Source organism: Bradyrhizobium septentrionale, from assembly GCF_011516645.4.
Lineage (GTDB): Bacteria > Pseudomonadota > Alphaproteobacteria > Rhizobiales > Xanthobacteraceae > Bradyrhizobium > Bradyrhizobium septentrionale.
The window spans coordinates 9332437-9352338 of sequence record NZ_CP088285.1 but is presented as its reverse complement, the minus strand read 5'-3'; the positions used below and the strand labels follow the sequence as shown (position 1 = coordinate 9352338).

23 protein-coding genes are annotated in these 19902 nt (G+C 65.1%); 12 read left to right on the top strand and 11 right to left on the bottom strand.

What is annotated here, in order from left to right:
* Nucleotides 1-14 precede the first annotated feature (14 nt).
* Complete coding sequence (locus tag HAP48_RS47050) at nt 15-449, bottom strand: hypothetical protein (protein ID WP_029085357.1); 435 nt, start codon at nt 447-449, stop codon at nt 15-17.
* Nucleotides 450-560: 111 nt separating this feature from the next.
* Between HAP48_RS47050 and HAP48_RS47045 the strand changes: the two genes are divergently transcribed.
* Entirely contained in the window at nt 561-1205 is a 645-nt protein-coding gene (locus tag HAP48_RS47045) for a hypothetical protein (protein WP_420869844.1), read from the top strand.
* 21 nt (nt 1206-1226) lie between these two features.
* Here HAP48_RS47045 and HAP48_RS47040 read toward each other — a convergent pair whose 3' ends face one another.
* Nucleotides 1227-2570 (bottom strand): aminotransferase-like domain-containing protein, encoded by a 1344-nt coding sequence (locus tag HAP48_RS47040; protein WP_166207362.1) that lies wholly within the window; start codon nt 2568-2570, stop codon nt 1227-1229.
* A gap of 181 nt (nt 2571-2751) precedes the next feature.
* Between HAP48_RS47040 and HAP48_RS47035 the strand changes: the two genes are divergently transcribed.
* Nucleotides 2752-2988: a DUF1127 domain-containing protein gene (locus HAP48_RS47035; protein WP_166207359.1), complete on the top strand. Its 237-nt coding sequence runs from the start codon at nt 2752-2754 to the stop codon at nt 2986-2988.
* A gap of 81 nt (nt 2989-3069) precedes the next feature.
* Here HAP48_RS47035 and HAP48_RS47030 read toward each other — a convergent pair whose 3' ends face one another.
* Both HAP48_RS47030 and HAP48_RS47025 read right to left on the bottom strand, forming a co-directional pair.
* Nucleotides 3070-3495: a universal stress protein gene (locus HAP48_RS47030; RefSeq protein ID WP_166207356.1), complete on the bottom strand. Its 426-nt coding sequence runs from the start codon at nt 3493-3495 to the stop codon at nt 3070-3072.
* 157 nt (nt 3496-3652) lie between these two features.
* Entirely contained in the window at nt 3653-4195 is a 543-nt protein-coding gene (locus HAP48_RS47025; RefSeq protein ID WP_166207353.1) for a SixA phosphatase family protein, read from the bottom strand.
* Nucleotides 4196-4290: 95 nt separating this feature from the next.
* On the opposite strand from HAP48_RS47025, the gene HAP48_RS47020 reads away from it, so the two are divergent.
* The 5 genes from HAP48_RS47020 (at nt 4291) to HAP48_RS47000 (ending at nt 12248) form a co-directional block, all read left to right on the top strand.
* Nucleotides 4291-5778: an NAD(P)/FAD-dependent oxidoreductase gene (locus HAP48_RS47020; RefSeq protein ID WP_166207350.1), complete on the top strand. Its 1488-nt coding sequence runs from the start codon at nt 4291-4293 to the stop codon at nt 5776-5778.
* A gap of 76 nt (nt 5779-5854) precedes the next feature.
* Complete coding sequence (gene msrB / locus HAP48_RS47015; protein ID WP_166207347.1) at nt 5855-6355, top strand: peptide-methionine (R)-S-oxide reductase MsrB; 501 nt, start codon at nt 5855-5857, stop codon at nt 6353-6355.
* A gap of 269 nt (nt 6356-6624) precedes the next feature.
* Entirely contained in the window at nt 6625-8436 is a 1812-nt protein-coding gene (locus HAP48_RS47010) for a flagellar hook-basal body complex protein (RefSeq protein ID WP_166207343.1), read from the top strand.
* A gap of 46 nt (nt 8437-8482) precedes the next feature.
* Nucleotides 8483-10360, top strand: coding sequence for a flagellar hook-associated protein FlgK (gene flgK / locus HAP48_RS47005; protein ID WP_166207340.1), 1878 nt, complete (start codon nt 8483-8485; stop codon nt 10358-10360).
* Nucleotides 10361-10367: 7 nt separating this feature from the next.
* A complete protein-coding gene (locus HAP48_RS47000; RefSeq protein ID WP_166207337.1) occupies nt 10368-12248 on the top strand; it encodes a flagellar protein in 1881 nt (626 codons plus the stop codon).
* A gap of 170 nt (nt 12249-12418) precedes the next feature.
* Here HAP48_RS47000 and flbT read toward each other — a convergent pair whose 3' ends face one another.
* Nucleotides 12419-12850 (bottom strand): flagellar biosynthesis repressor FlbT, encoded by a 432-nt coding sequence (gene flbT / locus HAP48_RS46995; RefSeq protein WP_029085368.1) that lies wholly within the window; start codon nt 12848-12850, stop codon nt 12419-12421.
* Between the two features lie 248 nt (nt 12851-13098).
* Nucleotides 13099-13233 (bottom strand): hypothetical protein, encoded by a 135-nt coding sequence (locus HAP48_RS50325; RefSeq protein WP_275949196.1) that lies wholly within the window; start codon nt 13231-13233, stop codon nt 13099-13101.
* On the opposite strand from HAP48_RS50325, the gene HAP48_RS46990 reads away from it, so the two are divergent.
* From HAP48_RS46990 to HAP48_RS46980, 3 genes are all read left to right on the top strand, one after another.
* Entirely contained in the window at nt 13220-14389 is a 1170-nt protein-coding gene (locus HAP48_RS46990; protein WP_166207334.1) for a flagellin N-terminal helical domain-containing protein, read from the top strand. The genes HAP48_RS50325 and HAP48_RS46990 overlap by 14 nt on opposite strands.
* A gap of 203 nt (nt 14390-14592) precedes the next feature.
* Entirely contained in the window at nt 14593-14958 is a 366-nt protein-coding gene (flaF, locus tag HAP48_RS46985; protein WP_029085370.1) for a flagellar biosynthesis regulator FlaF, read from the top strand.
* A 28-nt stretch (nt 14959-14986) separates the two neighbouring features.
* A complete protein-coding gene (locus HAP48_RS46980; RefSeq protein ID WP_166207330.1) occupies nt 14987-15352 on the top strand; it encodes a hypothetical protein in 366 nt (121 codons plus the stop codon).
* An 18-nt stretch (nt 15353-15370) separates the two neighbouring features.
* Here HAP48_RS46980 and HAP48_RS46975 read toward each other — a convergent pair whose 3' ends face one another.
* The 4 genes from HAP48_RS46975 to HAP48_RS46960 all read right to left on the bottom strand — a co-directional run bounded on the left by HAP48_RS46975 (nt 15371) and on the right by HAP48_RS46960 (nt 17918).
* Nucleotides 15371-15757 (bottom strand): hypothetical protein, encoded by a 387-nt coding sequence (locus tag HAP48_RS46975; RefSeq protein ID WP_166207326.1) that lies wholly within the window; start codon nt 15755-15757, stop codon nt 15371-15373.
* A 160-nt stretch (nt 15758-15917) separates the two neighbouring features.
* The gene (locus HAP48_RS46970) at nt 15918-16415 is read right to left on the bottom strand and encodes a hypothetical protein (RefSeq protein ID WP_166207323.1); all 498 of its coding nucleotides are present in this window, start codon (nt 16413-16415) and stop codon (nt 15918-15920) included.
* 22 nt (nt 16416-16437) lie between these two features.
* Entirely contained in the window at nt 16438-16794 is a 357-nt protein-coding gene (flgJ, locus tag HAP48_RS46965; RefSeq protein ID WP_166207321.1) for a flagellar assembly peptidoglycan hydrolase FlgJ, read from the bottom strand.
* Nucleotides 16794-17918 (bottom strand): flagellar basal body P-ring protein FlgI, encoded by a 1125-nt coding sequence (locus HAP48_RS46960; RefSeq protein ID WP_166207318.1) that lies wholly within the window; start codon nt 17916-17918, stop codon nt 16794-16796. The genes flgJ and HAP48_RS46960 overlap by 1 nt, the downstream gene beginning before the upstream one ends.
* A 264-nt stretch (nt 17919-18182) precedes the next feature.
* Between HAP48_RS46960 and HAP48_RS46955 the strand changes: the two genes are divergently transcribed.
* On the top strand, nt 18183-18596 hold the full coding sequence (locus HAP48_RS46955; RefSeq protein WP_166207315.1) for a flagellar assembly protein FliX: 414 nt from the start codon (nt 18183-18185) through the stop codon (nt 18594-18596).
* Nucleotides 18597-18644: 48 nt separating this feature from the next.
* On the opposite strand, the gene HAP48_RS46950 is transcribed toward HAP48_RS46955, so the two are convergent.
* Entirely contained in the window at nt 18645-19031 is a 387-nt protein-coding gene (locus tag HAP48_RS46950; protein WP_029085377.1) for a winged helix-turn-helix transcriptional regulator, read from the bottom strand.
* 104 nt (nt 19032-19135) lie between these two features.
* On the opposite strand from HAP48_RS46950, the gene HAP48_RS46945 reads away from it, so the two are divergent.
* Nucleotides 19136-19747, top strand: coding sequence for an NAD(P)-dependent oxidoreductase (locus HAP48_RS46945; protein WP_166207312.1), 612 nt, complete (start codon nt 19136-19138; stop codon nt 19745-19747).
* Nucleotides 19748-19902 lie beyond the last annotated feature (155 nt).

Genomic DNA, 19902 nt, shown 5'->3' with positions numbered 1-19902 from the left:
CGCTCGAAAACGCTCTAGCTCTTGCGCAGTGCAAAATAGGCGCCGCAAAACGCCATGACGGCGCCGAGGCACAGCGCGGCGAGGCCGGCCAGCACGGCGGAGATGGTCGAGACCGTGCTCGGCGCCGCCGCGGCCTGGCCGGCGCCCGCCAGCATCAGCACGCCGACGACGATCAGGAATTGCCGCATCCGCTGCGGAATCTGGCCGGCCACCGCGCTGTGCATCAGATTGGCGGTGAAGTAGCCCCCCGAAAACCCGACGCTCGCGATCAGCCACCACGCAATCGCAGCACCTGCCGGCATGAACTCGTGGGTATCGGAGCGCCACAGGCCGCCGAGATCGAGCCCGTAACGCGCGCCGAGCATATGCACGGCAAGCGCCAGCAGCACGCCTGATATCATCGCGCCGCCGAGGATGAGGTAACGCGGAAAATAGGTCGTCTCGGGCATGGCTCGCTTGTAGGATAGGCATGACGCTTCGCGCAAGCTAGAGCATGATCCGGAAAAGTGGAAACCGGTTTTCCGAAAAGATCATGCTCAAGCAAAGAATCTAGCGCGTGCATGAACGGGTGGAACGGCGGATTGCCAACAACGTTGCAGGATCGGTCGGAGGCAGGCGAGGGCTCAGCCGTGCGCTATGCCTATAAGGCCTCATTGGTCGGCTCGGCGCACCAGTTCGAGCTGACCGAGGACGGGCTGGCGTGGCGGATCGCCGGCAGGTCTGGCGTGTGGGACTACGCCGACATTTCCGCCGTGAAACTGTCCTATCGCCCGGTCTCGATGCAGCAGCAGCGATTTCGCGCCGACATCGACAATGCCAAAGGAGGACGGATTGCGGTCCTCTCGACCACCTGGCAGACCGCGACGCTGGTCGCGCCGCAGGGAGATCTGTATCGCGTCTTCATCGTCGATCTGCATCGCCGGATGCAGGCCGCGGGCAGCACGGCCAGGCTGGTCGGAGGTCTCGGGCCGAAGACCTACACCGCCGCGCTGGCGTTGCTGGCGTGCCTTGCGGTGGCAATGATCGGATTGTTGCTGATGGCGCTGCTGACATCGAACTGGATGGGCGCGCTGTTCCTGGTCGGCTTTGCCGCGCTGTTCGCCTGGCAGGTCGGCGGCTTCGTCACCCGCAACCGGCCGCGGCGCTACAGCTTCGATCGATTGCCCGATGCTCTGCTGCCGAAGCGACCCCGCAATCAAGCGTGATGAACCGCGACATCGTCGCGTTTACTCCGTCGAATCAAAATCCTCTTCGGTCGCGCCGAGCATTCCTGCCAGTGTCCGCAGGCCGAGCTCGAGCTGCTCCAGCGGCGGCGCGGCCAGCGCGAGCCGTACCGCATTGGGCGCGTGTCCCGGCGTGGCGGCGAAGGTCGTTGACGGCGTCAGCGCGATGTCGCGGCGCGCCGCGGCGGCGACCAGGGTCTGCGAGCGCCAATGCGGCGGCAGGGTCAGCCAGAGGTGATAGGATTTTGGGTTGGTCTGGATCTCGAAGTCGGCCAGATATTTCGCCGCCAGCTGCTGGCGGCGGCCGGCGTCGATCCGCTTCAGCCGTGACAATTCGGCGGCGGTGCCGTCGGCCATCAGCCGCTGCCCGGCGGCGAAGGCGTAACCCGACGCCGTCCAGCCGCCGGAGCGCACCGCGGCCATGATGCTCTCGCGCAGCCGCGGCGGCGAGACGATGAAGCCGAGCGCGAGGCCCGGCGCCACCTTCTTCGAGAGGCTGTCGAGCAGGATGCAGCTGTCGGGCGCGAGCGCGGCCAGCGGCACCTGGTCGTCGAGGAAACCGTAGACGCCGTCCTCGATGACGACGAGGCCGAGCTTCTCGGTCACGCGCAGCAGCTCGGCGCGCCGTTCGGCCGGCATCGTGATGCTGAGCGGGTTCTGGATCGTGGGCTGGATGTAGAGCGCGGACAGATGCGCCTCGCGGTGCGCCTTCTGCACGCCGTCCGGGCGCACGCCATGCTCGTCCATCGCGAGCGGCACCAGTGCGATGCCGAGCCGTGCGGCAATGCCCTTCACGAACGGATAGGTCAGCGCCTCGACGCCGCAGCGTCCGCCGGGCGGCACGACGGCGGCGAGCGCGGCGGCGATGCATTGCCGACCGTTGGCGGTGAACACGATCTGGTCGGGATTCGGCGCCCAGCTCTTGCGCGCGAGGAATTCCGCGGAAATGGTCCGCGCCGCCCGTGTGCCGAAGCTGGTGGCCGGCCGCAGCGCGCCTTCGAGCACCTCGGGCCGTTCGAGCCCTTCGAGGCTCTTGGCGATCATCGTCGCCTGATGCGGCAGCAGCGGATAGTTGAATTCGAGGTCGATGCGGGCGCCGCGCGGCTCGGTCGGGGCCGCGCTGCCGCGCCGCGCCTCGCCGGACACGAAGGTGCCGCGGCCGACTTCGCCGACCACCAATCCGCGCCGCAACAGCTCGGTATAGACCCGGCTCGCGGTCGAGACGGCGATGTTGCGGTCATAGGCGAAATGGCGTTGCGGCGGCAGGCGGTCGCCCGCCTTGAGCGCGCCGCTGGCGATCTCGGCGGCCACCGTATCCGCCAGTTTCAGGTACTCGAATCGCGACATTATTGCACCGAGAGCAATGTTTTACTTGCTCCGAGCAATGTACCGGATCATTGAAGAGGGAACAAGCCCCTGATTGTACCGAGGAGCGCGCAAGCAATCCGAGGTGACGACGGCGCAGGCGCCAAAACGGCATCTGCGTCAACGGCATAGCCTTGCTGTAGGAGCATCGAAGGAGATGACAATGACGACGATATCCTCAGCCGCGTCACCGCCCGCGCGGTCCAGCATGCTGGGCGGATTGCTCCGATTGCTCCGAACGTGGGGCGATGCACTCGCGACCCACTGGGTGCGCCGCGAGGCGATCAAGACGCTGCGCCAGCTCGATGACCGGACGCTGCGCGATATCGGAATTTCGCGCTGCCAGATCGAGCCCGCCGTCGCCGGCGATCTCGACCTTGAGCTGGTGCGGGTCCGGTGAGCCGCCGCGTGGTGCGGCGCTGAGACTATAGTGGCCCCAATCCCTACTGTGCATGGGGTTGTTTTCGAGTTTTTGTCTAGCCTAGTGCCGCACCACCAGCACCGAGCATTTGGCGTAGCGCACGACGTGTCCGGCATTTGAGCCGAGGAAGTAGGTGCGCATCGCCGGGCGGTGCGAGGTCATCACGATCAGGTCGGCCTTCATGATCGCGGCCTCCTCGAGGATCTCGTGATAGATGCCGCCCTGGCGGACCACGCCCGAGATGCGCTCGGGTGCGATGCCGGATTCGCGCGCCACGATCGCGAGCGCCTCTTCCGACGTTTCGCGCTGCTGGCTGTCGAAATCCGCCGGCACATATTCGGCGAGCATCACCGGCGTCATCGGCAGCACGTTGAGCAGGCGCACCGAGCCGTTCCATGTCTGCGACAGCGTCGCAGCGGTTGCGATCGCTGGCTTCGCCAGATCGGTATCGGAGAGGTCGATCGGAACGAGAATGGACCTATACATCTGCGCCTCCTGTCCGCGATTGGTCTGGAGCCGTTTGGTCCCCGTGCCGGGACGCGCGCCTTCTTTTTCTTGAAGCAACTTGTCGTGTCGCCGCGAACCGGTCCCCCTGTCGCGCCGACAGCAATATAGCATGGCAGAGCGGCGCTGTCCGCACGCGTCAGCCGCGCGAGGCCTGCTTCAACAGTTTAGGGCTGACGAACAGGACGAGCTTGCCGCGCCGGAACGAGACGTCGTTCCAGTCGTCGGTTGCGAAGTCGAAGACGGCGAGCCCCGAGGTCGGCAGATTGTCGCTGAGCGCGCGCTTCGCGGCCTCGTCACCGCTGCCGGTCAGCGTCAGCGCGAGCTCGTGCATGCCGGGGTTATGGCCGATCAGCATCAGCCGCTTCGGATCGGTGACCGAGGCCATCCGGATCGCGGTCAGCAGTTGTGCCGGATCGGCGCCGTAGAGGTCCGGCACGAATTCGACCTTCGGCGCAGCTCCAGCACCCTTCAGCGCCTCGCGCACGATCTCCCAGGTCTGCGTGGTGCGGACTGCCGGCGACACCAGCGCCAGGTTGGGCAGGGGCGGGTGTCGGGCGATCCAGCCGCCGATCTCCGCCGCATCGCGGTGGCCGCGCTCGTCGAGACGGCGGTCCTGGTCCTGCCCCGAAGGCGCGTCGGTTTGGGTTTTGGCGTGACGCAGCAGCAGCAAACGGCGCATGGACTTCCATTCTCGATTCGGTCTGGTCGCATTAATTCTACAGGCTCATGCCCCGGACAAGGTGACAAGCGCCGCAGCGGTTCGTAAGAAACGCCATGAGCGAGACTTCCACAAGTGCGGCGGACGGCCCTGACGAGGCGGCATCGCCGTTCCGCGACCGTCTGGCATTCGACCTCGACGTCGACATCTGCGTGGTCGGAGCGGGGCTGGCCGGCCTGACCGTGGCGCGCGAGGCGGCGCGGCTCGGCGCGAGCGTTGCCGTGCTCGAGGGCCGCCAGGTCGGCTGGAACGCCTCCGGCCACCATCTCGGCACCGTGATGCCGGGCTTCGGCCTGCCGATGTCAGATGTGATCGAGCGTGTCGGCCTCGACGACGCCCGTGAATTGTGGGCGCTGTCGAAGGAGGGCGCCGACTATGTCCGCGCCACCGCAACCGAGGATCTGATCCCGGGCATCAGCCCGAGCGATGGCGCGCTCGAAGTATCCAATGTCGATGTAGGCGAGGCGCTGATCAGCCGGCTGCAGACGCTGGGTGTGGATTTTGCGACCGAGGTCGAAGGCTGGCAGGTCGATCGTGTGCGCAGCGTGCTGAAGACCGGCCGCTATTTCCACGGCATCTATTATCCGAAGGCGTTCCAGATCGATGGCCGGAAATATGTGCACGGCCTCGCCGCGCTGGCGACCCGGGCGGGCGTGCGGATCTTCGAGGAGACGCCGGTCGTCAGCATCGATTTTTCCGGCATCCGCAAACGCATCGTGACGCCGACGGCGCGGCTGCGCGCCAACCATATTGTCCTCGCCGGCAATATCCATCTCGGTGCGCCGCTGAAGCGCTTGTCCGACACGCTGCTACCGGTGTGGCGCTATGCGGCGCTGACCGAGCCGCTCGGGGAACGGCTTTCGGAGACCATCGCGTTTTCCGGCTCGGTCGCCGACAGCGACGGCATCGACCATTTCCGCATCGTCGATGCCGATCGTCTGTTGTGGGCCAGTCCGGAAACCACCTGGAACGCGCGGCCGCAGCGCCTTGGCGCGGCGGTGCAGCGCCGCATCGCCACGGTGTTTCCGCAGCTCGGCAAGGTTCCGATCGCGGAGATGTTCGGCGGCGCGGTCGGCGTCACCGTGCACGGCATGCCGCAGATCGGGCAGTTGCGCAGAGGGCTGTGGGTGGCGAGCGGCTTTGGCCGGCAGGGGCTCAATACCTCGGCGCTCGCCGGACAGTTGATCGCGCGCAGCATCCTGTGGGGCGACGACCGCTGGCGGCTGTTTTCGCCATTCGAGCTGGTCTGGGCCGGCGGTACCACCGGCCGGGTTGCCGGTCATTTCATCGGCTTGTGGGCGAGGGGAGCCTCGTCCGCCGCGGGCGTCCTGGCGCGCTACCGCGAGGGTGCACGTGCGAAGGAACGCCTCCGCGAGGCGCGGCTGGCCGAGGCCAATTTCAAGGCGGGAACCAGGGGGCCGGCGCCGCGCCGTCCGCCGGTGCCCGTGGCGCGGCCAATGCCGCCACCCGCAACCCTGCCGGCCGAGGAGCCGCATCCTCCCGCCTCGCAAGAAAGTGAGCAGATATCCGACGGGCGGATGTAACGTCGGAGGGCGGTGTTCGTACCTGGTAACGAACCGTGGGCACGTACCTTGGGCCCTCCGCAAACGGAGATGATTGATGTTCGATCGCCGTATCCTGCTTGCTTCCGTCGCCGGCCTGTTCGGCCTTGCCGCCTTCCGCTGGCTGCGCGCCTCGCCGGCGCAGGCCGCCGAGAAATTCGAGATCGAGAAGACCGATGCCGAATGGCGCGCGCAGCTGACGCCGCAGCAATATGAGATCCTGCGCAAGGAAGGCACCGAGCGGCCGGGATCGAGCCCGCTGCTCAAGGAGCACCGCAAGGGCACCTTCGCCTGCGCCGGCTGCGACCTGCCGCTGTTCTCGTCCGAGACCAAATATGAGAGCGGCACCGGCTGGCCGAGCTTCTGGAAGCCGCTGGAGAATGCGGTCGGCACCACGACCGACCGCACCTTCGGGATGGCGCGCACCGAGGTGCATTGCCGCCGATGCGGGGGCCATCTCGGCCACGTCTTCGACGACGGCCCGAAGCCGACCGGGCTGCGCTACTGCATGGATGGCTTTGCGCTGGTATTTCACCCGGCGGCGCCGTCGGCGACCTGACGGGCCATAGCGTTTTCAAGCGAAGTGGCTGCCGGTTCGCGTCGAGAAAACGCGTCAAACTATAACGAAAGAGCGCGGTCGGAACGGCGCTCCGTCCCGGCAATTGTTGCCTGCCCGGCAATTGTGCCCCGGTTAAACGGCCGGGGCTTTTTTTTCAAGCGCATGATTTTGTTACGATTCGTTTCCTGGCACGACCCTTGCGACATGCTCCGCCGATGCGGCCACTCTTGTGATTGCCAGCCGCCGGGAATCGAATTGGAGAACATGTCATGGGTATCTTCGGCGCTCTTACGACGGCGGTCGGTGGCTTGCGCGCAGGGTCGTACGCGCTCGAAAACATCTCCGGCAACATCGCCAACTCGCAGACCACCGCCTTCAAGCGCATCGATACCTCGTTCCTCGACCTCGTCCCGCAGACCGCGCTGACGGCGCAGCTCGCCGGCGGTGTCACCGCGCAGTCGCGCTCGACCAACTCGGTGCAGGGCGACGTGCAGTCGGCATCGGTCGCGACCTTCATGGCGATCAACGGCAACGGCTTCTTCGCGGTGCAAAAGCCCGGCAGCTTCACCGACGGTGCGCCGGTGTTCGACGGCGTCGACCGCTACACCCGCCGCGGCGATTTCCAGCTCAACAAGGACGGCTATCTGGTCAACGGCGCCGGCTATTACCTCGAGGGCGTGCCGATCGATCCGACTACCGGCAACCCCGCCGGCTCTTCGCCGCAGGTGCTGCAATTCAAGAACGATTTCCTGCCGGCGCAGCAGACCACCAAGATCGACTATCGCGCCAACCTCGCTTCCTACCCCCTGACCACCGCGCACGACACCTCGGTTCCCGGCTCCGAGTTGCTGCGGCCGGGCGCGTTCAGTGCCGGTCACAACCCGCTGGTGATCGGTACGCCGGCCGCGCCCCCGACCGACTCCTCCGTCACTGGCACCGCACAAAACAACAAGGCGACGCCGTCGGTGGCCAATACCCTCGCCACCGCGCTGAACGGTACCGCGCCCAGCAACTCGATCGCCTCCAATTTCGTGGCGGGCGACACCATCACGGTCAACGGCACCGTCCTGACCTTTGTCGCCTCGGGCGCCACCGGCAACCAGCTCAATATCACCGACACGATCGGGACGCTGCTCAACAAGATCGACACGATCACTGCCTCCGGGATCTCGTCGACGATTGCCAGCAACGGTTCGATCACGATGCACTCCGGCACCGCGGCCGATCTCAACGTAACGAGCTCGAACACCGCAGCCTTCGCGGCGCTCGGCTTCACCGGCTCGGCCGTTGCGAACCGCGGCGGCGGCGGAACGGTCGGCACCGGCCAGGTCGTCGGCAACGACAACTCGACCTTCCTGAACGAATCCGTCTCGGGCGGCGCGGTCACGGCCTACGACGTGTCGGGTGCGCCGGTGAACCTGCAATTCCGCTGGGCCAAGACCGACAGCTCCTCGCTGGGCTCCGGGCATACCGATACCTGGAACCTGTTCTATCAGGTCAATCCCAATGCGACCGGCACGCAGGTCTCCTGGCAGAACGCCAACATCAACTTCACCTTCGCCTCGAACGGCCAGATGTCGCCGGCGATCTCCTCGGTGGCGCTCAACAATGCGGTCGTCAACGGCGTGTCGCTCGGCAACCCCGTGATCAATTTCGGCTCCGGCGGCGTGACCCAGTTCGCGGACGCCAACGGCAACGTCCAGGTCAACCAGATCCAGCAGGACGGCTTTCCCGCCGGCCAGCTGCAGTCGGTCAGCGTTTCGACCAACGGCCGCATCGTCGGCAACTACACCAACGGCCGCAACATCGACCTCGCCGAGATCTCGGTGGCGACCTTCAACGGCACCAACTTCCTCAAGCGCATCGACGGCGGTGCGTTCGAGGCGACCGACGAGTCCGGTGGCGCGCTGTTCGGCAAGGGCGGCAGCACCATCGTCGGTTCGTCGCTCGAGAGCTCGAACACCGATATCGCCGACGAGTTCACCAAGCTGATCGTGACCCAGCAGGCCTATTCGGCGAACACCAAGGTCATCACCACAACCAATTCAATGGTGCAGGATCTCCTGAACGTCGTGCGCTGATCGCATCGACGATGCACGTGCGAAGCAGTAAAGGCGAGTACAGATCATGGGTTTGGGCCAAGCCCTTTCCACCGCGATGTCGGGCCTGCGCGCCACGCAGGCCTCGCTCTCGCTCGTGTCGTCGAACGTCGCCAACGCGGAGACGCCCGGCTACGTCAGGAAGACGCTCAACCAGGTCACCGGCACCACCGGCCAGTACGGATCGAGCGTCCTCATCACCGGCGTCAACCGCCAGCTCGACGAATTCCTGCAGACCCAGCTGCGCACCGAGACCTCGGGAGCGGCCTACGCCGACGTCCGCTCGGATTTCCTTTCCAATCTGCAGGGTGTGTACGGCAATCCGGACTCCACCGGCACGATCGAGGACGCCTACAACAAATTCCTGACCGCGGTCCAGGGCTTGTCGACCAGCCCGGAATCGCAATCGGCCCGCATCGGCGTCGTCAATGCCGCGCAATCGATGGCGCAGCAGCTCAACGCGACCTCGCAGGGCATCCAGACGCTGCGCGCCAACGCCGAGGCCGGCATCAGCGACTCCATCAACACCGCCAACAACGCGCTGCAGCAGATCGCACGTCTCAATGTCCAGCTGCAGGCCAATGGCTGCACGGCCGACGCGTCGACCGCGGCCTTGCTCGATCAGCGCGATCGCTATGTCACGCAGCTTTCGCAGCTGATGGACATCCGCACCGTCACCAACAGCCAGAACCAGGTGACCGTGTTCACCAATTCCGGCGTGCAGCTGGTCGGCACCGAGGCGGCGGCGCTCAGCTTCAACGCCCAGGGCACGATGACGCCCAACACGCTGTACAATACCGATCCGACCAAGAGCACCGTCGGCACCATCACCATCACGTTCCCGCATGGCGGCACCTACGACATGGTGTCGACCAACTCGATCCGCTCCGGCAAGATCGCAGCCTATCTCGAGCTGCGCGACAACACGCTGGCGCAGGCGCAGACGCAGATCGAGCAGTTCGCCGCCGCGATGTCGAGCGCGCTGTCGGACAAGACGACCGCCGGCACTGCCGCGACGGCGGGGGCGCAGTCCGGCTTCGACCTCGACCTCTCGGGACTGCAGAGCGGCAATACCATCCACGTCTCCTACAAGGACAACACCACAGGCCTCACGCACAATCTGTCGATCGTCCGCGTCGACGATCCGAGCGTGCTGCCACTGAGCAACACCGCGACCGTCGATCCGAACGACGAGGTCCTGGGAGTGGATTTCTCCGGCGGCATGAGCTCGGTGCTGTCGCAGCTCAACGGGGCGCTCGGCGGAACCGGCCTGCAGTTCTCCAATCCGTCCGGATCGACGCTGCGCGTGCTCGACGACGGCGCGGCCAACAAGGCCGACGTGACCGCGGCGTCGGTCACGTCAACCGTCTCGTCGCTGACATCGGGCGATCCGCAGCTTCCGCTGTTCACCGACAATGGCGGGCTCTACACCGGCGCGATCACCGCGAACGGCTCGCAGACCACCGGCCTTGCCGCGCGGATCAGCGTCAACACCGCGCTGGTCGGCGATCCCTCGCGCATGGTCATCTATTCGACCAATCCGCAGACCCCGGCCGGCGACACCACGCGCGCCAACCTGATCCTGAACCAGCTGTCGAACGCCTCGTACAGCTATTCGCCGCAGACCGGCCTTGGCACCACGGGCGCGCCGTTCACCGGCACGCTGCTGAACTTCGCCAAGCAGTTCATCAGCCAGCAGGGCGAGTCGGCGACCGCCGCCAAGCAACTGGCCGACGGCCAGGACGTCGTGCTGAACACGCTGCAGACCAAGATGGACTCGACCTCCGGCGTCAACATGGACGAGGAGATGGCGCATCTGCTTTCGCTGCAGAACGCCTATTCCGCCAATGCGCGCGTGATGTCGTCGATCAAGCAGATGTACGACGCGCTGCTGCAGCTCACGTGAGGGTAACATGTCGATCGACGGCGTAAGCGGCAGAACTTCCTATATCGGCACCACGATCCTCAACCTGCGCAATCAGCTCAACGACCTGACGACGCAGCTTGCGACCGGCAAGGTCTCGACGACCTACGCGGGGCAGGGGCTCGATCGCGGCTTTGCGCTCAGCCTGCGCGCGCAGATCAGTGGCATCAATGCGTTCTCCGACACGGCCACCAACCTCAACACGCGCCTGAGCGTCGCCAACCTCACTTTGCAGGGGCTGTCCGACGTCGGCACCCAGGTGAAGAATTCCGCGACGACGGCGACGCTGACGCTCAACGACAGCGGCCAGACTTCGGGGCAGATCACGGCGCAAGCGGCCTTCGCCAATGCGGTCGCGATGCTGAACAGCCAGTCGGGTGACCGCTACCTGTTTTCCGGCCGCGCGATGGATACCCCGGCCACGGTGTCCGCCGACACGATGCTCAAGGGCACGGCAACCCAGGCCGGCCTAACCCAGCTCATCAATGAGCGCAAGCAGGCCGATCAGGGCAGTAACGGGATGGGGCGGCTGAGCGTCTCGTCGCCGCCGGCGACCATGACGGTGACAAGCGTCGCCGAGGACGGCTCGCCGTTCGGCCTCAAGCTTCTGTCGGTCCAGTCGTCATTGACCGGCGCCACCGTGACACAGCCGACCGGCACGCCGAAGTCGACCTCGGTCGATCTCGGCGCCGTCAATCCGAAAGATGGCGACAAGATCAAGTTCAACTTCACGCTGCCCGACGGCACCACCGATGCGATCGAGTTGACGGCGACGACGACGAACCCGCCGCCCGCGGGCTCCTTCCTGATCGGCGCCGACACTGCGGCGACGACCGCCAACCTGCAGTCGACGCTGACCTCGTCGATCAAGACGTTGAGCGACACCTCGCTGGTCGCGGCCTCCGCGATCGCGGCGTCCAACAACTTCTTCAATCCGGTCGCGACCGTCTCGGGCGCCGCCGTCAACAACCACAACACGCCGCCGGCGCCGATCAGCGGTGCCACGGCGCTTTCGGGTGCAGCCGGCACCGACTCGCTGTCCACGAGCTTCGCGGCCGGTGACACCATCACGGTGAACGGCACCCCGATTACCTTCGTTGCCTCGGGCGCCACCGGCAACCAGCTCAACGTCACCGACAGCGTGCAGACGCTGATGGCGAAGATCGACCAGATCAGCGGCACCAAGAACCCGTCGACCATCAGCAATGGTGCGATCACGCTGCATGGCGCTGACGGCGAGAGCCTGTCGATCTCGAGCTCCAATGCGGCAGCGCTCGGCGCGCTTGGCATCGCCAACAATACGACCGCGACGCCGGCGCCGCTCAGAGTCGGAGGGCCGCCATTCGACACCGCGACCAACCTGGTCGCGGGCACGCCGGTCAACACCGTCTACTGGTACACAGGCGAGAACGGCCCGGGATCGGCGCGCGGCACAGCCGTCGCACAGGTCGATCAATCGATCACCGTGCAGTATGGCGCGCGCGCCAACGAGCAGGCCTTCCGCTATCTGTTGCAGAACGTCGCGGTGTATGCCGCTGTTACCACCAATGCCAGCAATCCGAATGCGAGCCAGCAGGTGACGGCGCTGGCGCAGCGCGTCAGCGCCAACCTCGCCCCGCAGAACGGTCAGCAGCAGATCCAGGACGTGCAGGCGGAATTCGCCGGCGCCCAGACGGCAACCAAGGCGGCCACCGATCGTCAGACCCAGCTCAAGGGCATGGCGGAAACGATGCTCGACTCGGTCGAGGGCGTCAATCAGGACGAGGTCGCGACCAAGATCCTGGCGCTGCAGACCAGCCTGCAGGCGTCGTACCAGACGACGTCGATGCTGTATCAGACCACGCTGCTGAAATATCTGCCGATCAGCTGATCGCGCGGCGCGGCATCCATGGACAGCAAGAAGGCCTCCTCGCGGAGGCCTTTTTGGTTTCGGTGAGGGGAGTCTAAAGCGCGATGAGATTATGAATCATCATCGCGCTTTAGCTCTTTGTTTGTGCATGATCTTTTCGAAAACCGCTTCGCACTTTTCCGGATCATGCTCTACGCGCTCTTGCGGGTGTCGTCCTGATTGGCGTTCTGCTGACTGCGCGCGCTTTCCAGCAGCTTCTCCTCATGCGCGATCAGCTTCTTGGATTCCTTCAACGCATGATAGAGATCGCCGTTGAGGATGAAATTGTTGACGCTTTCGATGAACGGCCAGGCGCTCGGCGTCGCGGTGATGATGTCGCGCACCAGGCTGAAATAGGTCGGGTGGTGCGCCATCGGATCCGGCGACAGATACATCAGCTGCACGGCCAGATAGATCAGCTTCGCCGGCGTGTCCGCGGTCTCCGGCGTCAGGATATCCTTCTCGCGCAGGATCGGAATCCGATCACCGTCGATCAAAAGGCGGGCCCGCTGATCGGTGTTGGTGATCACGCAATTGCCGACGATGATGCGCTCGTTCGGTTTGAGTTCGACCTTCAGGGCCATGACCGTTCTCCTTTGCCGGCAGTCGCGCGATGTCGTCGCTAGCGGAACGAAATTGTGTTCGGCACTGCTTAGCAGCCGCCGATGCGGCTAGGTGCCGATGCGACAGCGATCCTTTCCCATGATGGTTAATGCTTCGTAAACAGAGGGCGGGCGCGGGTGTCGCCGCTCGTCCGGAATCGGCAATTGTCTCAGTAGTTTTCGCGGCGAACTTCGCCCAATAGCGACAATTTTATTCTTCGGCATTCGTCTCAAATGCCGTGCTGGAGATTTCTTTTTCCTTGGCGGCTTGACCGCAGGATCGGCTCATCCGCCCGATCAGAAAGGATTGGCGCGGCTTTTTCCTCAGTTTCACACCAGAAAGGTATGAAAATGTCCGATATCATTCTCTCCTCCTCCGTTCGTCAGAACCTCCTCTCCCTCCAGTCCACCGCCGATCTGCTCTCCACCACGCAGAACCGTCTTGCCACCGGCAAGAAGGTCAATACGGCGCTCGACAACCCGACCAACTTCTTCACCGCACAGTCGCTCGACAACCGCGCCAGCGACATCAACAACCTGCTCGACGGCATCGGCAACGGTGTGCAGGTGCTGCAGGCTGCCAACACCGGCATCACCTCGCTGCAGAAGCTGGTCGATACCGCGAAGTCGATCGCCAACCAGGTACTGCAGAGCCCGACCGGCTACACCACGAGGTCGCAGGTCACCTCCAACGCGGCGCTCGGCGGCACCTCCGCCAACCTCGTCGACGGCACCACCATCAAGAGCGGCGACGTGCTGTCGATCGCGGCGTCGGCCGGCCAGCCCGCCTTCACCTTCACCTTCGGGGCCAGCAACTCGCTGGCGCAGCTGAACTCGTCGCTGGCGGCGAGCAACCTGACGGCGACGCTGGACAGCTCCAACAAGCTCGTCATCTCCACGACCAACGACGCGGCGTCCTCGACGATCGGTGCGGTGACCTTCACCAACACCGGCGGCGGTACCGCGACGTTCAGCGCGGCCGGCACGGCTCCGGTTGCCGACTCGGCCTCGCAGTCGGCTCGCGCCGCCCTGGTGACGCAGTACAACAACACCATCGCGCAGATCACGACCACGGCGCAGGACGCGTCGTTCAACGGCATCAACCTGTTGAACGGCGACAGCCTGAAGCTGACCTTCAACGAGACCGGCAAGTCCACGCTCAGCATCACCGGCGTCACCTTCAATGCCGCCGGCCTCGGCCTGAACTCGCTGACCGCGGGCACCGACTTCCTCGACAACAACTCGGCGAACAAGGTGCTGACGGCGCTGGGCACGGCGAGCTCCTCGTTGCGCAGCGAAGCCTCGACGCTGGGCTCGAACCTCTCGATCGTGCAGATCCGTCAGGACTTCTCGAAGAACCTGATCAACGTACTGCAGACCGGTTCGTCGAACCTGACGCTGGCCGACACCAACGAGGAAGCGGCCAACAGCCAGGCGCTGTCGACCCGCCAGTCGATCGCGGTCTCCGCGCTGGCGCTCGCCAACCAGAGCCAGCAGAGCGTGCTGCAGCTGCTCCGCTAAGCGCGACAAGCACACAGGGAACGGCGGGGGAAACCCCGCCGTTTTCTTTTGTCTCCGGGATATTACGGTATCTATCCATGCCGTCAGAACGACGCATTTCGTAACGCCTGCTAACCATATTTAAAGGCGGCCGATGCATAAATATCGGGCGCTAGAATTGCGTCCCCGCGGCTCGAGAAATCCGCATCCCATCGAGGTCATTAATGTCGAATGCAGCCCAGGCCTACGCCCGCACGTCCACCACGACGGCGTCCCCACGTGAAATCGAGGCGCAGGCGCTGTTGAAGGCTGCGCGGCAGCTGCAGGAAGTTCAGGCGAACTGGAACGGCCTCGACAAGGCGCTCGATCATGCGTTGCTGTTCAATCGCCGCCTGTGGTCGATCTTCCTCAGCGCGGCAGAGGGCGACGACAATCCGCAGCCGCTCGAGGTGCGTCAGAACATCGCCAACATCAGCGTGTTCGTGATGAAGCAGACCATCGACATCCAGATGAATCCGGACCCGGCGAAGCTGAAGTCGCTGATCGACATCAACTGCAACATCGCCGCCGGCCTCTCGGGCCGCGGCTGATCGCCCGGTTCAGGACGGAGCCCACGATATGGCCGACGTGTTGAGCATCCTGTCGGCCAACTACAAGGCCGCCGGCCTGACAGTCCCGTCAAAGACGCCCTATGTGGCTGTCGATCCGAAGCTCTATGAGGGCAGCTGGAGCGGCAAATACGCCAACAACAAATCGTTCAACATCTCGGTGTCGAACGTCGAGGGCTTCCGCGCCAAGGTCCACTATCAGAGCGATAGCACCAGCAAGTATCAGGACGTGCTGATCAAGGACGGCGCCTTCCGGATCGGCGATACCAAATTCTCGCTGGTGCAGCAGGGGACGGCGCTGATCGCCAATGTCGTCACCGATCCGGCGACCGGATCGACCTATCTCGACAAGGCCTACGCCACCCAGAAGACCTGACGGGGCGTTGGTCTGCGCTTATGCGCGGCGGTCGGTCGCGCGCGCCCGCGTCGGCGCGTCCTTGCTGAGATCGAGCGCGTGGAAATAGGCGCGGCGGCGCAATACGGCTTCTTCCGGAAACTGTCTCACCACCAGGTTGGTGCGATTGTCGACCACCTGGTAGACCACGGCGCGGGCGTCGCGGTCGATGATGACCTGGTCGGTGACCGACGGCGCCTGATTTGAAATCGATGCGTTGACGGCGTTGGGATCGATCGTGACGCGCACGCTCGGCTCCGGAGCGGTGACGCTCTGGCTCGCCGGCAGTTCGGTCTTGACCGCCTTCTGCGCCGCATCGCTCACGGGAGTGATCATCGGCGCCGCGACCGGTGCCCCCACCGGCTTGATGTTGAAATCTGTACTCATGGCAGCCTCGTAGTGCACATGCACTAGTTTGCTTGAGTCAAATCCCAACCCCTCACGATCCGCAACTCTACGGGGAACCTCTCAATACGGTGTTAGAAAACACGCTGAATGCCGCGCTGCCGCGGCCGCGTCGAATTGAGCTAAATTGCAAGCATGCGCGTCAGAGCGTGCGGCTGACCGCGATCGGCGTCATGTTGCGCGGGCCCGGCGTGGCGCGCTGTCCGCTTGCGGTGTAGGTGTTCGGGATGTTGCGGCGCTGCACCTCGGCATTGACGCCGCGCACGATCCCTTCGGAGACGGCGTGCGCGGTCGCAAGTACCGTCAAGTTGACCTGGAGCATGGCGCGGAACGTCTCGTGATGACGCCGCAGCGTTGCGAGCAGTTCAGGATCAGTCTGCGACAGCATCTTCTGCATCGATTTCAGGTGCTCCACCGCGAGCATGTAGCGCCGCGACAGCTCGGATTTTTGCGCCTCGAGCCGCATGCCTTCGCGGATCTTGCCGGCGCGGACGAATTCGGTCTCCTGCTCGATGACGGCGAGCAGCCCGCTCATCACTTCCGTCAGCTCGTTGGCGAGCCGCGCGACGTCCGGAGGCGTCGACGTCACGGGACGCGCGGCGGGGGCGGGCGCTGGCCGCTGCGGTGGACGCTGGTTCATCGCGCTTCTCCTTGGGACCGTATCAGCTCTTGTTCGCCTGCTGCAGGATCAGCGAGCGGAACACCTCGTTGGAAATGCCGACGCCGCCGGCCTTGGCGAAATTCTTCGAATATTCGTCGGTCAGCATCGACCGCCAGGCGCCGGTGCCGACGGTGTCGCCGTACGGGCCGTCGCCCTTCAGGCCGGTCGTCATCTGCGAGAACATCGAATTCAGGAACATCGATTCGAAATCGGTCGCGGTCGCCTTCGCCTTGGTGATCTGCTGCGGCGACACCTTCTTCATCGCGTCCTGCAGCACGGGATCGGGGCGGCCGTTGAACATCGGCATCAACGCCTTGTTCGGCATGCTGCCCGTGGTGCTGTTGATCAGGCTCGCCATCACATCACCTCGATGTCGGCTTCGATGGCGCCGGCGGCCTTGATCGCCTGCAGGATGCTGATCAGGTCGCGCGGCCCGATGCCGAGGCCGTTGAGGCCGTCGACGAGCTGCTGCAGCGAGACGCCGTCCTTGACGACCGCAAATTTCTTGCCGTCCTCGCTGACGCCGACGCTGGTGCGCGGCGTCACGACGGTTCGGCCGCGCGACAGCGGATTGGGTTGGCTGACTTGGGGGCTTTCGGAGATCGAGACGGTGAGATTGCCTTGCGCCACCGCAACGGTGGCGACGCGGACGTCGCGGCCCATCACGATGACGCCGGAGCGTTCGTCGATCACGATCTTCGCCGCGAGATCGGGGTCGACCTGCAGCTGCTCGATTTCGGTCAGGAAGGCGACGACGTTGCCCTTGAACTCCGGCGGGATCGAGAGCTGCACGGTCGAGGGGTCGATCGGCTCGGCGGTCTTGACGCCGAGATAGTCGTTGACCGCGGCGGCGATGCGTTTGGCAGTGGTGAAGTCGGCGTTGCGCAGCGCCAGGCGCACATTGGGCAGGCGGTTGAGCGCGAACTCGATCTCGCGCTCGATGATGGCGCCGTTGGCGATACGGCCGACCGTCGGCACGCCGCGGACGACGCTGGCCGCGGCGCCTTCGGCCGCGAAGCCGGCGACCGCCACCGATCCCTGCGCCACCGCGTAGACATTGCCGTCGGCGCCGAGCAGCGGGGTGACGAGCAGGGTGCCGCCGCGCAGATCCTTGGCGTCGCCGAGCGCGGAGACGGTGACGTCCATGCGCGTGCCCTGGGTGCCGAATGCCGGCAGATTGCCCGTGACCATCACGGCGGCGACGTTGCCGGTTCGGATGGTGGCGCCGCGGATGTTGACGCCCATGCGCTCGAGCATCGCCTGCAGCGACTGCTTGGTGAACGGGATGTTGTTCAGCGTGTCGCCGGTGCCGTTGAGGCCGACCACGAGGCCGTAGCCGATCAGCTGGTTCTGGCGCACGCCCTCGATGTTGGCGAGATCCTTGATCCGCGACGTCGCGGCCGCAGGCATGGCGGACGCCGCCAGCGCCAGCAGTGCGGCGCAGGCCATCCCGAATAAACGCGCGATCCGGATGCCAGGCATCCCAAACTCCCCTCAGACCTAACTCGCGGATCACGCGACACTCCCATGACGGCGATCCGCCATTAACCATGCGAGTGGCGTGCCACATCGCTTCATCGGCACAATGTATTGATATATTTATCGAAATTGTCGGCGCGCCATTCGCCTCCGGTTCGCCAGGGCGCGCGAAACTGCCGTGTGGCGGCAGAAATTGCCGGGTCGTTTACGCACCGTTAACCATAAAACAGCGATGCTCGCGGCATTCAGGCCTGCGGGATCACCACGATGCGCATCTACGGACCGAACGGCACCACGCTTGGCACGTCGACCAGCTCCACGCGGCGGACCTCGTCGAGCGGCTTCTCGCTGCCGGACGCGACCACCGCGCAGGAGGAGGTCCGCTCCAGTGCGGCGCCGAAGGCCGCCGCCAGCCTCGATGCGCTGCTCGCGCTGCAGGGCGTCGAAGACCCGACCGAACGCCGCAAGCGCTCGGTGGCCCGCGGCAAGGGGGCGCTCGACGTGCTCGACGCGCTCAAGCTCGGACTGCTGTCTGGCAATTTCGATCCCTCCACCGTGAGCCAGCTGCGCAGCGCGGCGGCGAACCTGAAGGAATCCTCCGGCGATCCCGGCCTCGATGCCGTGCTCGGCGAGATCGAGCTGCGCGTCGAGGTCGAGCTCGCCAAGGCCGGGCAGTACTAGGCTCCTCCCGATCAACTCACCTGTCTTGCGCAACTGACGCCAGTGCCTTCAGGCAGCCAGTGCCTTGCGCTGCGTATCGTAGCGGCGTTGCGCGGCCAGCACTTCCTTCAGATTCTGTTCGGCCCAATCGCGTAGCGGATCGACCGCTTCGGCGAGCGTCGATCCGAGCGGCGTGATCGAATATTCCACGGTGACCGGAACGGTCGCGATCGCACGGCGGCGCAGCAGGCCGTCGCGCTCCAGGCTTTTCAGCACCTGCGACAGCATCTTCTGCGAAATGCCCTCGATGGCGCGGCGGAGCTGGTTGAATCGCATCGGCTCGCTGCGCAGCAATAACAGGATCAGCACCGCCCATTTGTCGCCGACCCGGTCGAGGATCTGGCGCGTCGGGCAGTTGGCGGCATAGGCGTCCGGCTTCAGGCTGGCGGCTTTCATCGGGGTTACTCCGGCGTAATCAGGTGAGACTAGAGTGCCTTCTTCACACCTACATCCATTTCGCTATCTAGTCACTATTGGAAACCTTCAATTGGAGACTTGAGATGAAGATCGCCATCGCCGGCGCGTCCGGCCAGGCCGGCTCGCGCATCACGGCGGAACTCGCCCGCCGCGGCCACGCCATCACCGCCATCGCCCGCAACCCGGAGAAGATCGCCGATCTGCCCGGTGTCACCGCCAAGGAGGGCGACGTGAACGACGAGGCCGCCCTGGCCGCGCTGTGGGCCGGCCACGATGCCGCAATCAGTTCCGTCCATTTCTCGGTCAGCTACCCCGCCAAGCTGATCGGGGCGGCCAAGGCGTCCGGGACCGGCCGCTATCTCGTGGTCGGCGGTGCCGGCAGCCTCGAAGTGGCCCCCGGCGTCCGTCTGGTGACCACCCCGAACTTCCCGGCCCAGTACAAGGCCGAAGCCTCGAAGGGGGCCGAGTTCCTCGACCTGCTGCGGCAGGAAAAGGACCTGAACTGGACCTTTCTGTCGCCTTCGGCCCTGTTCGTGGCGGGCGAGCGGACCGGCAAGTTCCGCCTGGGCACCGACCAGCTCCTGACCGCCGCCGACGGAAAAAGCTGGATCTCGTTCGAGGACTTCGCAGTTGCACTCGCCGACGAAATCGAGCGCCCGGCCCATATCCGCAGGCGTTTCACGGTCGGTTATTGAGGGGGCGGGAGGCGGCGCAAGAGAGGGCGAAGGGCGGCCCCCAGGCAGGGCGGATAAGTTTGCCTGTGCAAGGCCTTGGGGGCAGCCCGCCTTTCCCGGTTGCAGATATTGTCTGTCACATGTCGTGGCTATATAAGGCGCCGCGCGGAGGGGTT